The sequence below is a fragment of the Terriglobus sp. 2YAB30_2 genome (genome assembly GCF_052114765.1).
Taxonomy (GTDB): domain Bacteria; phylum Acidobacteriota; class Terriglobia; order Terriglobales; family Acidobacteriaceae; genus Terriglobus.
Map to the genome: position 1 here is coordinate 114457 of NZ_JBFRFJ010000008.1, position 15917 is coordinate 130373.

Annotated in this window: 8 protein-coding genes; 7 read left to right on the forward strand and 1 reads right to left on the reverse strand. The window is 59.7% G+C overall.

Features of this window, described 5'->3' with window-relative positions; all coding sequences use genetic code 11:
• Nucleotides 1-201 precede the first annotated feature (201 nt).
• The gene (locus AB4Y89_RS13540) at nt 202-1839 is read right to left on the reverse strand and encodes a uroporphyrinogen-III synthase (RefSeq protein ID WP_442301463.1); all 1638 of its coding nucleotides are present in this window, start codon (nt 1837-1839) and stop codon (nt 202-204) included.
• Between the two features lie 724 nt (nt 1840-2563).
• Here AB4Y89_RS13540 and AB4Y89_RS13545 point away from each other — a divergent pair.
• From AB4Y89_RS13545 to AB4Y89_RS13575, 7 genes are all read left to right on the forward strand, one after another.
• Complete coding sequence (locus AB4Y89_RS13545; protein ID WP_442301464.1) at nt 2564-4357, forward strand: NirA family protein; 1794 nt, start codon at nt 2564-2566, stop codon at nt 4355-4357.
• Nucleotides 4354-6132, forward strand: a complete 1779-nt coding sequence (locus tag AB4Y89_RS13550) for a diflavin oxidoreductase (protein WP_442301465.1) — start codon at nt 4354-4356, stop codon at nt 6130-6132. The genes AB4Y89_RS13545 and AB4Y89_RS13550 overlap by 4 nt, the downstream gene beginning before the upstream one ends.
• 32 nt (nt 6133-6164) lie before the next feature.
• The gene (locus tag AB4Y89_RS13555) at nt 6165-7760 is read left to right on the forward strand and encodes a DmsC/YnfH family molybdoenzyme membrane anchor subunit (protein ID WP_442301466.1); all 1596 of its coding nucleotides are present in this window, start codon (nt 6165-6167) and stop codon (nt 7758-7760) included.
• Nucleotides 7757-9994 carry a molybdopterin oxidoreductase family protein gene (locus AB4Y89_RS13560; RefSeq protein WP_442301467.1) on the forward strand — a complete coding sequence of 746 codons (2238 nt, stop codon included), beginning with the start codon at nt 7757-7759 and terminating at the stop codon, nt 9992-9994. The genes AB4Y89_RS13555 and AB4Y89_RS13560 overlap by 4 nt, the downstream gene beginning before the upstream one ends.
• A 138-nt stretch (nt 9995-10132) precedes the next feature.
• Nucleotides 10133-11389, forward strand: coding sequence for a nitrate/nitrite transporter (locus tag AB4Y89_RS13565; RefSeq protein WP_442301468.1), 1257 nt, complete (start codon nt 10133-10135; stop codon nt 11387-11389).
• Between the two features lie 104 nt (nt 11390-11493).
• Nucleotides 11494-12966 (forward strand): alginate export family protein, encoded by a 1473-nt coding sequence (locus AB4Y89_RS13570; protein WP_442301469.1) that lies wholly within the window; start codon nt 11494-11496, stop codon nt 12964-12966.
• Nucleotides 12967-13224: 258 nt separating this feature from the next.
• Nucleotides 13225-15897 carry a glycoside hydrolase family 3 C-terminal domain-containing protein gene (locus AB4Y89_RS13575; protein WP_442301470.1) on the forward strand — a complete coding sequence of 891 codons (2673 nt, stop codon included), beginning with the start codon at nt 13225-13227 and terminating at the stop codon, nt 15895-15897.
• The last annotated feature ends 20 nt before the right edge of the window (nt 15898-15917 follow it).

Here is a 15917-nt window from a genome sequence, read left to right on the forward strand (position 1 = left end):
TTTTTCGATGCGCCAAGGGTAATTTGTGAGAACAGCAGATGAAATCGGGCAAAAGTCCTATGCCCTTGCAGCATCGTTATAGTCAGACTAGAGCGTTTTCCCTGTTGCTGGGTATTCCGGAAGAGATGCGCAGTGGCGTTTTCATTGCGGAAAACGCCCATAGATGCAGAAGCCCTACGCCGCACCCACAGGGAAAATGCTCTAACGATTTTCTGCGGGCTTGATCGCGAACCGCATGCTTTCGGAGAGCAGAATCGCGTCGGCGACCTCACGCATCGACTTCCGCCGTTGCCGGCTCTCTTTCTGCATCATGCGGTAGGCCTCATCTTCGGAGATCTTCAGGTCGCGCTGCAGAATGCCTTTGGCGCGATCGATTGTCTTGCGCGATTCGAGCCGGTCCGCAAGCTGAAGGTTCTCAGTCTCGAGGCGTGCACGCTCGATTTCAGCGCCTACCAGAACGCCGATCGTCGCCAACAGGCGGCGTTCAAGGTCGGTATGGAAGTAGGGCTGCTTGTGCTGCAGGTTCAAGACGCCCACCACACGGCCGGCACAGAGCACCGGAATGCAGAGCATGGCTTCGAAGGTGTCTTCGGGAAGATTGCGGAAGGCGCTGAAGCGAGGGTCTTCGCTGGCGCGCTCCGGAATGGAGACCGGCTCGCGATGTTCGGCGACCCATCCGGTGACGCCTTGTCCGACGGAGACCTTCAATTGATCGATTTCGGCGGCATGCGGATTCCGCGAAGCGCGGAGGACGAGCTTGTCCTCTTCCAGCGTGTAGATGAAGCAGGAATCGCACGGCACCATCGCGCAGACGCAGGCAACGATACGCGAAAGCACGACGTGCAGCGCGTCGGTTGAGGTGAGGCTGCTGCTTACCTGCTGCAGAATATCGAGCGGCGCCAGGCCATCACGGAAGCCAGCCATCGTCGAGGTGGAGGGAGCAACCTGCTGCACCGGCCATCCGGGCGGCTTCGAGACGATCGTCGCCGCCTCATCTTTCGGCTTGGCGCCGGCAAAGGCATCGGATGAACGCTTCTCTGCAAGCACTTTGCGGGCGTACTGTGCTGCTTCGTTCACCATGAAGCCCATGCGCGGCCGCGACGGCTCGAAGTCAGGCTTCAGACCGTAGTGCAGAATCTCTTCGGTTGTCGTCGGTCCAACCGAGATGATGGCGATGGACTCGAGGGCGCGCCGCATCTCATCAGCAACGCCCATATCGCTGGCCACATGGAAGAGATGAATTACCTGCACCGCGGTCATGAACAGGACGACGTCGATGGAGCCATCGATGATCTCGCGTATCGCTCCCTGCAGCGGTGCAATGTCGAGCGGGAGCCCCCACTGATAGACCGGAACCTTGGTGACAGAGGCGCAGCGATGGACCAGCTCGGCAATCAGCTCAGGGTTAGTGGCGCCATACTCCTGCACCGCGATGTTGTAGCGCGCGAGCTTATCGCCGTACTTCTTGTCCATCTGCGCCAGTACTTCACGCCATGTGCTCGGCTCTGCTGTAGTGACGGCGACCGGAACCTGTAACTCACGCAATGCGGCGACCGGCTTTACACCTCTGGCAACGATCTGCCGCTCGCGTAGCTGCTGCAATATTTTTTCGCGATCGAAGGAGGCGCTCAGGACCTCCATCATCTTCGCCACGCCCACACCTGTCATGAAGACGATGAGATCGATCTCCCCTGCGAGCAGGCGGCGGCCGAACTCCACACAGTCGGTATTCGAGCTGAGCGGAATCTCGCGCATGGAAGGAACCACGAGCGGGTCACCGTTGTAAGTGCGAATGAGCTTCTCCACCTCGCGCTCGCGGCGGGTCTCTAGAGATAACACTCGCAATCCTTCAAAGCTGGCGTGGGGCATGACTCTCCGAAAACGGGTTGAGCTGCGTTGATTCCGGGGGAAATTGATTAAAAGATAATCAATCTCATTCTAGAACTGTACGGTGATCAGGTGCGAAAACGCCAATTGATCGTTCTTAGAGCATTTTCCCCTGTTGCTGGGTATTCCAGAAGAGGAGTGCAGCGGCGTTTTCATTGCGGAAAACGCCCATAGAGATGAGGAAGCCCTACTCTACACCTACAGGGAAATGCTTTAGAGCATTTTCCCTGTTACTGGGTATCCCGGAAGGGGAGTGCGGCGGCGTTTTCATCGCGGAAAACGCCCATAGATGAGGAAGCCCTACTCTACACCTACAGGGAAATGCTCTAGGGTGAATGCGCAGAATTCCTTTTCTATCAGAGGATTGCGAGGAAATAGCGAATCCCCGATGAAAAGACCTTGCGCCTAATCCAGTATCGACCTATACTCCAACCATTGAACCCTTCGGCTATGGCAGCCTGAAGGTGTTATCTGAAGGTGCGGCCCCTTGATGCGTCCGCCTTCGCCAAACTGAGCATTTTCAAGATTAGTAAGCTGCTCCGCGACGAGCCTGAGTTCACCGCCGATGTGTGCGTGTGGGATTGCTGCGTTCGTTCCGGAGTTTTTCGCATTGCCGCACAGGTGATTCAGGCCGTCGTACATCATCCACCGATTGTTTTGCCGCGTGAGGATGTTTATGTCGACGATGCCACACAATTTCGTCTCGCCGCAGTCGGGCTTCTCCGATGAGCAGGCACAGTATCTCCGTGGATTCTTTGCGGGTGTGTTGCAGCGCCCGTATGTCGGGCACTCTGCATCCGGACAGATCACCTCTCAGCCTTCGGCCGGCAGTGCAAACTTCGCCGAGCCCGCCACGGAAGAGACCTTCTTCGGCACGCCAATCTCTGATCTCTGCGCAGAAGAGCTCTGGAAGTACGAGCGGAATCCACTGGATCTGTGGGATGAGCTGCTGCAGACTGCAGCCTCCAACGAGGCTCCTGATGCGGAGCGTCGCTATCGCTTCAAGTTCCACGGTTTGTTTCATGTAGCCCCCGCGCAGGACTCCTTCATGCTGCGCATGCGCGTTCCCGGCGGAGTGATGACCTCCGCGCAGATGCGTGGCGTCGCCACGATTGCTGAAAAGTTCGGCAACAGCCGCATCGATCTTACGACCCGCGCCAACATACAGCTTCGCGAGTGCGCACCGAAAGATGTCGTCAATGTGCTGAACGGCGTTCGCAAGCTCGGCATGAGTTCAGTCGGCTCCGGCGCGGACAACATTCGCAATATCACCGCATCGCCTATCTCCGGGTACGATCCGCAGGAGCTGATCGACGTACAGCCCTACGCCGATGCGCTGCAGAACTACATCACCAACTCGCGCGATATGTTCGGCCTGCCGCGCAAGTTCAATATCGCTTTCGATAACGGCGGCGCCATCAGCGCGCTGGCCGACACCAACGACATCGGTTTTGTTGCCGTTTCTGTCGGTGAAGGGAAGAGCGTGCCGGCGGGCGTCTACTTCCGCGTTCTGCTCTGCGGTATCACCGGGCATAAGCAGTTCGCTTCGGACTGCGGTTTGCTGTTGAGCCCTGACCAGCTTGTTGCTGTGGCTGCGGCGATGGTCCGCGTCTTTGCTGAGAACGGAGATCGTACCGATCGCAAGAAGGCCCGCCTGAAGTATCTCGTCGATCGCTGGGGTGTCGAGAAGTTCCTGGAAGAGACTGAGAAGAAGCTTGCGTTCCCGATCCTGCGCGTCGATGCCTCGGAGTGCGAATTACGCGGCCCGATCAATCGCGCTGGACATCTTGGTGTGCATGCCCAATCGCAGCCCGGCTTCTCTTACATCGGCGTCTGTGTTCCCGTGGGCTGGCTGCCTATCGTGCAGGCCCGCGTCATTGCGGATGTTGCCGAGCGCTTTGGCAGCGGCGAGCTTCGTCTGACGGTGTGGCAGAACCTGCTTATTCCGAACGTTCCCGAAGATCGTGTTGCAGAGGCATGTCGTGTGCTGCATCAGGCCGGGCTTGAGACCGCAGCCGGCCGCGTGCAGAGCGGTACCGTTGCCTGCACCGGCAATCGCGGCTGCAAGTTCGCTGCCGCCGATACCAAAGGGCATGCTCTGGAGATTGCGCGCGCGCTGGACAGCATGTTCGTGATTCACCAGCCGGTCAACCTACATGTGACTGGTTGCCCACACTCCTGCGCGCAGCACTACATCGGCGATATCGGCCTGATGGGCGTGAAGGTCGGTGGCGAAGAAGGCTATCAGGTGAACCTCGGCGGCGGAGCCGACAACGATCAGGCCATGGCGCGGCAGCTCTTTCCAGCGATGAAGTACAGCGAGGTGCTGCCTGCGCTGCAGGCGATCTTTACGGTTTACACGGCACAGTGCATGGAAGGTGAGAGTTTCCTCGCTTTCACGAACCGGCATAGTGTCGAGGAGTTACGCAGTATGTGTAGCAGCGATGTTCGTGCGGAGGTGATGGCGTGAGCGCACAGCCCGTCCCTTTTATTCCGCACGATGCTCCCTTCAACGCCGACCAGCGCGCGTGGCTTAATGGGTTTCTTGCGGGTCTCTACTCGAGTGCTCCCGCGCCGCAAGCTTTTGCTGTGCCCGTACCGGCTTCGGAGAATGTGGCTGTTTACTTCGCCACACAGAGCGGAACGGCTGAGCGCCTGGCGAAGAAGTTCGCCAAGGAACTGAAGACCGCGGGCCACAACGCGACGGTTACCTCGCTCACGGATGTGACGCCATCCCATCTCGCAGAGCAGACCAATGCCGTCTTCTTCGTCAGCACTTACGGCGATGGCGAGGCTCCGGATCATGCCAAGGCATTTCGCGATGCTCTGATGGGCGCGGACTCTCTCAGCCTGGCTTCGCTGCGGTACTCCGTATTCGGTCTCGGAGATAAGACTTACGAACAGTTCTGCCGCTTCGGCGTGGAGCTGGATGACCGCCTGGCGGACCTTGGTGCGCTGCGCATCACATCGCGCGTCGAGAGCGACGTAGATGTCGATGAACCCTTCGCCGCCTGGAAGGGAACGTGCGTTACGCAGATCGGCAAGAAGTCGAACGGTGCGAATGGGACGAAGCACGCTGAGGTGGCTACGGCCGCTGCGGCGGCTCAGCCGGTAAAGCAGTCGCTGTATTCGCGTGAGAATCCACTGCATGCAACCGTGGTCGATCGCCGCGCGCTGACCTCGAATATCTCGAGCAAGCTCACTATCCACCTGGGGCTTCAGCTGAACGAAGATCTGCCCTACCAGGCGGGCGATGCCTGCGGTGTTCTGGCGCAGAACGATGCTGTGCTGGTGGACGAAACGCTGTCGCTGCTGCCGTTTGGTGCAGACACGATGGTGGAGGTTCCCAAGGCAGGCGCCTGCAGCCTGCGTGAGGCTCTGCTGCATCACTACCAGCACACCCGTTTGAGCCGCAAGATGGTGCAGGCCTTTGCGGAGAAGACGAAGTGCAAGACTCTTTCGGCGCTGTTGCCGGCAGAGCAGGCCGCTCACCTGGATACGTTCCTGTATGACCGCGGCCTGATCGATCTGCTGCATGCGTATCCTGGCGCTATCGATGCACCGGAAGAGCTGCTTACGATGCTGCCGCGTCTGGCGCCGCGGCTCTACTCCATCTCTTCGAGCCCGGCGAAGCACGGCCTGGAGCTTCATTGCACCATCGGCGTAGTGCGCTATCGCTCGCACAACCGTGAACGCGGCGGTGTCGCTTCCACGATGCTTGCCGAGCGGGTCGACGTGGGCGAGACGGTGCCGGTCTATATCCAGCCGAACAAGAAGTTCCGCCTTCCCGTTGACAGCAATACGCCCATCATCATGATCGGGCCGGGCACGGGCATCGCTCCCTTCCGCGCGTTCCTGCATGAGCGCGAGGCACTTGGACAGAAGGGCCGCAACTGGCTCTTCTTCGGCGAGCGTAGTGCGCAGACCGACTATCTCTACAGCGAAGAACTGCGCTCCATGTCGGAGAGCGGCCATCTCACGCGGCTCGATACGGCCTTCTCGCGCGATCAGGCGCACAAGATCTACGTGCAGGACCGCATGATCGAGCACGGCGCGACCTTCTGGCAGTGGCTGCAGGAAGATGCCCGCGTTTATGTCTGTGGCGACGCCTCGCGTATGGCCAAAGATGTGGACTCGGCGCTGCACACACTGATTGAGAAGCACGGCGGTATGAGCAACGAAGCCGCCCGCGAGTATGTTTCGCAGATGCATGACGACGGCCGGTATCACCGGGACGTTTACTAAGCCGTGTACTAGGTAAGGAACGAGGGAGCAACGTGGCACTGCCGCTTCAAGAACGAGCGATGGAGACCGACAGCGCTGAGCTGGTGCGCCTCACCCTGGTCGAGGGTGGAGCGGCACCCTCGCTGGTAAATGCGCTGATTCCGTCGCGGCCGCTCGAGGCCGGAGAACAGTACCGCTTCCACTTCGATATGACGAAGTGCATCGGCTGCCGCTCCTGTGAGATTGCCTGCAATGAGCAGAACGGCAACCCGGCCGATATCAAGTGGCGCCGCGTTGGCGAGCTGGAAGGCGGCATCTATCCCAATGTGATGCGCACCTACCTCTCGATGGGGTGCAACCACTGTCTCACCGCCGATTGCCTGCGCGGATGTCCTGTCGATGCCTACAGCAAAGATCCGATTACAGGCATCGTGCTGCACTCTGCCGAAGCCTGCATCGGCTGCCAGTACTGCGTGTGGAACTGCCCTTACAGCGTCCCGCAGTTCAATCCAGAGCGTGGCGTCGTTGGCAAATGCGACATGTGCCGCGAGCGTCTGCTCGATAACCGCGAGCCTGCATGTGTGAATGCATGCCCGGAGAATGCGATCCAGATCGAGATCGTGAACAAGAACGAGTGGACGGCGGACCACTCCCTCGCCGATTCGCCGGGTATGCCTCCTTCTGGCCAGACGGTCTCTACCACGCGCATCACCCTGCCTGAGAAGAGCTCCGTCACCTGGCTCGATCGCGTCGATACCGGTTCCATCGCGCTTGAACATGCGCATCCTTCTCTTGTCGTGATGACCTCTGCCATGCAGGCAGCCTTTGGTTTGCTCTGCGGTCTATTGCTGGACCGCAACCTCGGAGCGGTGAGTCTGACGCTGCTGCTGCTGGTTACTGTCATCGCGATCAACATTTCCATCTTCCATCTCGGACGGCCTGCCTATGCGTGGCGCGCCCTGAAGATGTGGAAGCGTTCGTGGCTGAGCCGTGAGGTCCTATGCTTCACGCTCTTCCTGGTCACGCTGACAGTATCCACAGGCGTTGCGTGGGCGTCGCTGATGCGCCCTGTGCTGGAGCGCGCGGTGACTCCGCTGGCGCTTGTGGCGGCCATGATCGGACTTGCAGGAACGCTTGCCAGCGCGCGTATCTATCTGGTCAAGGCACGTCCAGCCTGGAACATGATGCATACACCGCTTGACTTCGTGCTCTCGGCCTTTCTGATGGCTGGGCCGGTGATGGCGGTGATGCAGGCGCCTGCGGTCTGGATTGCAACACGGCTGCAGGCAGTTGGTCTGACGGTAGCTCTTCCTCACGTCACGCCGCATCCCCGGGCTGTAGCCCTGGCTGCCGTCCTCTGGATCGCGAACCAGATCACGCGCATCGCCCGGCTTCGCGGCTCCGCGATCTTTGAGCGCCATGCCAGCTACAACCATCTGCGCGGCGAACAGCTCTGGTGGAAGGTGGCACTCTCCTGGATCTGCGCTATCCAGGCTGTGCTCTTCCTGCTGGCGCCGATGCCCTGGCTTTCACTTGCCGCGGCCTCTGCCGCTGTTCTTCTGAACCGCTATCTCTTTTTCGTCTCCGTTGTTCCGCTCAGCATGGGATTGACCTTCAGCAGCGGATCCCATGGAAAGGCGGCGGCATGAAGAAGCGGGTGACACAATACGCCAACGCTGTGGCGGAAGACCGCGCCAGGATGCAGCCGCTCACGTTTCTGCAGCGGATGCAGCGCTGGCTGGGCTTCGATATCGCGCGGACGCAGTATCGCTATGGCAAAGATGCACGCTTCGGCTACATCTCTGAGTCGCGTATCGCGGACACATGGACGAAGACGACCTGCGGTTACTGCTCCGTTGGCTGCGGGATGCTGGTCGGCACGCGCAACGGACGCCCTGTTGCCGCACGCGGAAACCCCGACCATCCGGTGAATCTGGGCAAGCTCTGCCCCAAGGGACTCAGTGAGCACCTGATGGTCGAGGCTGCCGGCCGCGCCACCACGCCGATGTTGCGCCGCGGCGGCCGCGGCACTCCGCTTGAGCCGATCTCCTGGGACGAAGCCCTCGAGGTGATGGTGACGCATATCGGGTCGATCCAGGAGCGTTTCGGCAATGACTCGCTGGGTGTGATCAGCACCGGCCAGTTGGTGACGGAGGAGTTTTATACCCTCGGCAAGCTGGTGCAGCTCGGCTTCCGCAGCCGCAACTACGACGGCAACACCACGCTGTGCATGGCCAGCGCGGTTTCAGGCTACAAGCTGAGCTTCGGTTCAGACGGACCTCCAGGGTCCTATGCCGATATGGAGACGGCGGATGTCGTACTGCTGATCGGCGCGAACATTGCGGACAATCATCCTATCCTGTGCAACCGCCTGCGCAAGAAGCCCGGGCAGGTGCTGGTTGTTGTGGATCCGCGTGTCACCAAGACTGCGATGATGGCCGATCTTCATCTACCGGTGAAGCCGCGCTCCGATATCTCGCTGATCAACGGTATTGCGCATATTCTGCTGCGGGATGGCCTGATCGATCGCGAGTACATCCGCGAGCATGTTGAAGGTCTGGAAGAATTCGTCGGCTTCGTCGCCGACTACACGCCGGAGGCGGTCAGCGCGACCACAGGGCTTACGGTCGAGACCATCGAGAAGGTGGCTCGTCTCTACGGAGAGGCGAAGTCGGCTTTCATTGGCTGGACGATGGGTGTGAACCACTCCACCCAGGGCGCGCATACGGTCGCGGCGATCAACAACCTCGCAATGATTACCGGCAATATCGGCCGCACAGGCGGGGCTCCTTTCTCCATCACCGGTCAATGCAACGCGATGGGATCGCGCGAGAGCAGCTTCACCACGGCTCTGCCGGGTTACCGGAAGTTCGATAACGCTGAAGATCGCAAGGCACTGGCAGCCATCTGGAATGTTGAAGAAGAGGAGCTGCCGACAGCACGCGGTCTTGCTTACCCGGACATCATCGAGGCCGCCGTCAAGGGGCAGGTCAAGGCGATCTGGATCATTGCCACGAATCCCGTGGTCTCCTTCCCGAACCTCAACCTGCTCAAGCAGGCCTTTGAGACGACGGAGTTTGTCGTGGTGCAGGATGGTTTCTATCCAACACCCACGATGGACTATGCCGACCTGGTTCTTCCCGCGGCCATCTGGGGAGAGAAGGAAGGGACGTATACGAATTCCGAGCGCCGCGTCAGCAAAGTGAATGCCTTTGCCACGCCGCCGGGCGAGTCTCGTTCTGACTTTGATATCTTCCTCGCGCTTGCAGACCGGCTGGGTGTACGGGACAGGCTCTTCCCGGGATGGAGCAGCACACATGATGCGTGGCTCGAGTGGCAGAAGGTCTCCGCGGGCCGCATGTGCGACTACAGCGGGTTCACCTGGCAGCAGCTCGAAGATGAAGGTGGCAGACAGTGGGGCGGGGAACGACTCTACGGCGATGGCCAGTTCCCCCGCGAGAACGGCCGTGCTCTGCTGCACTGTGTTCCGTGCCTGCCCTTCGTGGAGCAGCCGAACACCGAATTCGATTTGATTCTGAATACCGGACGCACCGTTGAGCACTGGCACACGCGCACCAAAACCGGCGCTGTTGCCATGCTTGACGCCATGTCTCCCAATGCATGGCTAGAGATGAATCCGGCAGATGCTGATAGGCTCTCGCTGCGCCAGCATGATCGTGTCACGGTCCGCTCCAGGCGTGCTTATGTTCGCGACGTTGAGTTGCGCATTACCGGGATTGTCGCTCCCGGACAGGTCTTCATGCCGTTCCACTTCGCTGAGCAGAATTCCAACCTCGTGACTCTGGGTGCTTTTGACCCCATCAGCCGCGAACCCAACTTCAAACAGTGCGCTGTATGTGTCGAGCGTTCCGCTCTGAAATAGCACTGTTCTGTATGTCTTTCTCGCGCCCATGGCCGCCGCGAGTGTGTACCGAGCCGAACCTGGAAGTTCGCTCCTGTCGTAGCAGTACCTTTCGTGCCGCATTACATTTCGACATTTCTAATCTCAGGAGCCTTTCAAATGGCCAACGTAAAGCACTTTCTAAAATCCGGTCATCCAGCGACGCTTTTCGCGTCGTTCCTCTACTTCGACTTCACCTTTGCTGTGTGGGTGCTGAACGGAGCAATGGGACCGTTCATCACCGAGCAGTTCCACCTCTCGCCGGCGCAGGTCGGCTTGATGGTGTCTTTGCCCACCCTGGCAGGTGCTCTCATGCGTTTTCCGCTCGGTGTGCTGAGCCAGTACATCGGCCGTAAGAGCGCGGCCATCGTGGAGATGAGCTGCATTATCGCGGCGCTGCTCTATGGCTACTTCTTTGTGCACTCGTTCTCGAACGTGCTGGCCATGGGCGTTCTGCTCGGCACCGCCGGCGCAAGCTTCGGTGTTGCGCTTTCGCTGGGAGCGGGCTGGTTCCCGAAACAGTACAAAGGCCTGGCCATGGGAATCGCCGGAGCCGGCAACAGCGGTACGGCTATCGCGGCCTTCTTCGCTCCGCGTCTGGCGAAGGCTTACGGATGGTCGCACGTCTATGGCTTCGCTGCGCTGTTCATGCTGCTTCCGCTGATCGTAATGATCATCTTCGCCAAGGAACCGCCCGACTCCGAACACCAGACACTGCGCCAGCATCTCAAGTGCCTGGTGGAGCGCGATGGCTGGTACTTCAATCTCGTCTACATCATTACCTTCGGTGGCTTCCTCGGTCTCGCGACCTTCCTACCCTCGCTCTTCGTCGCACAGTTCCACATCCCGAAGACGCAGGCGGGAACGCTCACCATGTGCGCCACGCTGCTTGGCAGCATGACCCGCGTTGTTGGTGGATGGTTTGCTGACCGGGTTGGCGGCGTCACGACGCTGAGTGTCGTCTTCCTGATTGCCATTGCCGGTATCTTCGGTCTGGTGACCTCGCCGTCCCTGGTAGTCACGACAGTGCTCTTCATGCTGTGCTTCGCCGCGCTGGGCGCCGGTAACGGAGCGACCTTCCAGCTGGTTCCGCTGCGCTGGCCGCTGGCAACCGCGGTTGCCGGCAGCATGGTGGGTGAGATCGGCGCACTGGGCGGCTCCATTCTGCCCAATGTGCTTGGCCAGTCCAAACAGCACACAGGATCATTTGCAACGGGCTTCGCGGCTTACGCCGTCTTCGCACTGCTGGTGCTGGTGATGCTGCGCATCGTTTCACGGAAGTGGACGCGTACCTGGGTTGGGGCGGGCGGCAGAGCCCTTGCTCCCGCGATGGCGGAGGTCGATACGGCCAGTGCTGAGGAAGTGCTCGCCGTATAACGGACGGCACTTCCTTGTTCATCGTCTGACCGGTTTCTCTTCGTCGCGTCTGCATGCTCTGACTGCGATCACAGCCGTGGTGTGTCTTGATAAGGAGATTTTTCGTGAAATCCGCTCTCTTCGTCCTCGTTTCGGTGGCATCTGTTGCGGCTTCGTTTGCCCAGTCGCCGGCCGCCCCGCCATCGTCTGCTGTAAATGTCACCGCTATCCTGCGTGAGCGTAGCAATGTCACGCAGTGGTTCGCGGCGACGCCAACCTCGGAACGCTATGCCCACCAGGACTCCCTGCTCCGGCTTGGCATCACGCAGCGCATTCGCCAGTGGGACTATCAACTCGAGATCGGTCAGAGCGCGGAGCTAGCGCTGCCGACCGATGCGGTCTCGCCGGTTGCTGCGCAAGGCCAGCTTGGCCTGGGTGGCACTTACTATGCCGCGAACAACAACAATAGCAATCCCGCCGCTGCTTCGTTCCGGCAGGGCTTCCTGCGTTATCACTTCCAGAAAGAGCCGAATACGTTGCGCATGGGCCGTTTTGAATTCTTTGACGGACAGGAGATCGTTCCCAAGAACAGCACGCTGCTCTGGGTACAGACCAACCGCGTGGGTCATCGCCTTATCGGCAACTTCGGCTTCTCAAACGGACAGCGTTCCTTTGATGGCATAGAGGGCAAGCTCGGCGGCAAGAGCTGGAACCTGACTGCGATGGGCGGCCGGGCGACGCAGGGCGTCTTCAACATGAATGCCAACCCTGAGCTGAATGTCGATGTCCAGTACGTGGCGTATACGCATGTGCTGGCGAAACAGCGTGTCATCGTTCGCGCTTTCGGTCTCGGCTATCACGATGGTCGTACCGGGCTGACCAAGACGGACAACCGCAGTGCGGCGGCACGCGCACTCGATCACAAGAACATCCGCATTGGCACCTTTGGCGGCAATCTGCTGGCAGCGGTGCCTGCGGGCCATACCACGGTCGACTTCCTGCTGTGGGGAGCAGGTCAGGTCGGGTCCTGGGGAGTGCAGGATCATTCTGCAGGGGCGATCGCGGTAGAGGGCGGTCTGCGCTTCGATAAGGTCAAGACGACACCATGGGTTCGTGGCGGCTATCTACGCTCCACCGGCGACAACAATGCAACGGATAACAAGCACAACACCTTCTTCCAGGTCTTGCCCACGCCGCGTATCTATGCGCGGTTCCCGTTCTACAACTCGATGAACTCCACGGACTCCTTTGTTCAGCTTATCGACAAGCCCAGCAAGAGAGTGGATCTGCGTTCCGATCTTCACTTCCTCAAGCTCACCTCGGCCTCGGACTTCTGGTACCAGGGTGGCGGAGCCTTCGATAACAAGGTCTTCGGTTATACGGGAAGGCCGGCGAACAGCCACAACAGCTTCAGCTCGCTGTATGACATCAGCGCCGACATTACGCTTACCAAGCAGTTATCGCTGGGAACGTACTACGCGCATGCCTTCGGGAAGTCGGTCGTCAGTGCGATCTATCCGACGGAGGGTGGAGCGAACTACGGCTACTTTGAGTTGAACTATCGCTTGCAGAAGGTCCTGGGCGGCCACAGCCACTAGGGCATCTCAAACACACTCCCGTTGCCCCATTCTTTGCGACTCAGAGTCCGCGGTCAGCGTTGCCGGCTGGAATGAGAAAGCAAAGAGTGGGGCACCGCTTTTTAGAGCAATTCCCCTAATACTGTAGCTTTGGATAAATCTTCGCGAATGCAGGCTGGACGACCGTCAGCAGTGAGCCTTGTGGCTCAGGTATCTTTGATGGCATCGTGGATTGCATTTGAATCCGCGGCCGCAATCGTTTTCGAAAGGTCTTCTGCCATGCGATTGACACATGTTCTCACCCTGTTCGCCGGCTTGCTGCCGACTGCCGCGCTTGCGCAGGCGAAGCTTCCGTATCAGGACACCTCGCTCACCCCGGAACAGCGTGCGCACGATCTGGTCTCGCGGTTGACGCTGGAGGAGAAGGCCGCACAGAGTGTCAACACCGCGCCTGCCATTCCCCGCCTGGGTGTGCCTGCCTATGATTACTGGAACGAGGGGCTGCACGGTATCGCGCGGTCCGGTCATTCGACGCTGTTTCCGCAGGCTATTGGTATGGCGGCGACCTGGGACGCGCCGCTCCTGCAGCAGATCGGAGATGTGGTCTCTACCGAGGCGCGCGCCAAGTACAACGATGCTGTCCGCAAAGACATTCACAGCATCTACTTCGGCCTGACCATCTGGTCGCCGAATATCAATATCTTCCGCGATCCGCGCTGGGGACGCGGGCAGGAGACCTACGGAGAAGATCCGTACCTGACCGGAAGTCTTGGCCTGTCGTTTGTTCGCGGCCTGCAGGGGCCAGATCCTCAGCATCCTCGCGCTATTGCTACGCCAAAACACTTCGCCGTGCACAGCGGTCCGGAGAATACGCGCCACAGTGCCAACATCGATCCTTCTGCGCATGATCTGTGGGAGACGTATTTGCCGCAGTTCCGTCGCACGATTGTTGAAGGTCAGGCCGGATCGATTATGTGCGCCTATAACGCCATCTACGGCAAGCCGGCATGCGCCAGCGATCTTCTGCTGAAGGAGATCCTGCGTGATGCCTGGAAGTTCAAGGGCTTTGTCACTTCTGATTGTGGGGCCATCGACGACTTCTACCAGAAGACGGCACATCGCTACTCGCCGGATAAGGAGCATGCTTCGGCCGCAGGTGTTCTCGCGGGCACGGATACCAACTGCGGCCGGACCTACCAGGTTCTGCCAGCGTCGGTCCGTGCAGGATTGCTGAAGGAGAGCGACCTCGATGCAACGCTGGAACGTCTGTTCACCGCACGCATGCGGCTCGGTCTCTTCGATCCTCCATCGAGCTCGCCTTATGCGCAGATCCCGTACAGCCAGGATCGCGCTCCGGCGCACCTGGCGCTTTCGGAGCGCGCTGCGAAAGAGTCCATGGTGTTGTTGAAGAACGACGGCATCCTGCCGTTGCAGCCGGCGAAATATAAGAAGGTTGCTGTCATCGGCCCCAACGCGGCGTCGCTTGCCGCTCTGGAGGGCAACTACAACGCTGTTCCGAAGGACCCCGAGATGCCGGTCGATACCCTGCGTAAGTCGCTTCGTGGAGCACAGGTTGTCTACGCAGAGGGCGCACCGTATGCCGATGGAGCTCCTCTGCCGGTTCCGTCGACCATGTTCCGCACAGCGGCAACGGGCGGCCGCAATGGTTTGAAGGCGGAGTACTTCAATGGCTCGGATGGGGATATCTTCGCAGGCAAGCCGACTACCGTGCGGCAGGACCCGCAGATTGATTTTGATTGGAACTCCGCCGCCCCCGTCGATGCGGTGAAGCAGGAGTTCTTCGGCGTTCGCTGGACTGGATATATTGCCGCTCCGCAGGCGGGCGACTTCGAGTTCAATATGCGGCTGGCGCACTGTTATCCATGCGGCGATGAAGAGCGCTACCGCGTGACCGTCGATGGACACGAGGTGGCAAACTTCTCGACCCCCGCGAAGGACTTCCGCGAGAGCACGACGCCGCGTTTCCATATTCGTTTTGAAGACACTAAGCCACATTCCATTGAAGTGACCTATGTGCACAAGGCTCCGCTTTTTGGTGGAGGTTTGACGATGGAGTGGGTGCCTCCGGCGGGCCTGCTGCAACAGCAGGCGGCAGAGGCAGCGCGTGATGCGGACATGGTGATTGCGATGATTGGTCTTTCGCCGGAGCTTGAAGGCGAAGAGATGAAGATCAAGGTGGAAGGCTTCGATGGGGGCGATCGCACCGACATCAAGCTGCCTGCAAGCCAGCAGCAGATGCTGGAGGCGGTTGCGCAGTCGGGCAAGCCGATGGTGGTGGTGCTGATGAACGGCTCCGCGCTTGCCGCACCCTGGGCGCAGGAGCATGCGAATGCGATTCTCGAGGCATGGTATCCGGGTGAGTTCGGCGGCAAGGCTATTGCCGATACGTTGCTCGGTGTTTACAACCCTGCTGGCCGTCTACCAGTGACCTTCTATCGGTCAGTCGGCGATCTGCCCGCCTTCGATGATTATTCGATGAAGAACCGGACTTATCGCTACTTCCAGGGCACGCCGCTCTATGGCTTTGGCTACGGTCTCAGCTATACGACCTTTACGTACTCCGGAGCGAAGGCAGCGACCAATGAGTTGCACGCCGGCGATCCGCTGAAGGTCGAGGTTACAGTCACAAACAGCGGCAAGCGCGCGGGAGAAGAGGTGGCGCAGCTCTATCTGCTTCCGCCGGCTGGAGGCAACGGTGGTCTGTCGCCGAAGCTGCAGCTTGAGGGCTTCGAGCGGGTTACGCTCAAACCGGGCGAGGCGCGCAAGCTGGCGTTTGAGCTTTCGGCGCGCGATCTCTCGCAGGTCGATGGCGACGGTAATCGTGTTGTTCTCCCGGGCGAGTACTCTATAGCCATCGGTGGGTCGCAGCCCGGTGCGCAATCGCAGACCGTGAGCTTCCGGATCAGCGGAAGCTACCCCGTTCCCCGGTAGCCCGAAAGACAGGAAAAAGA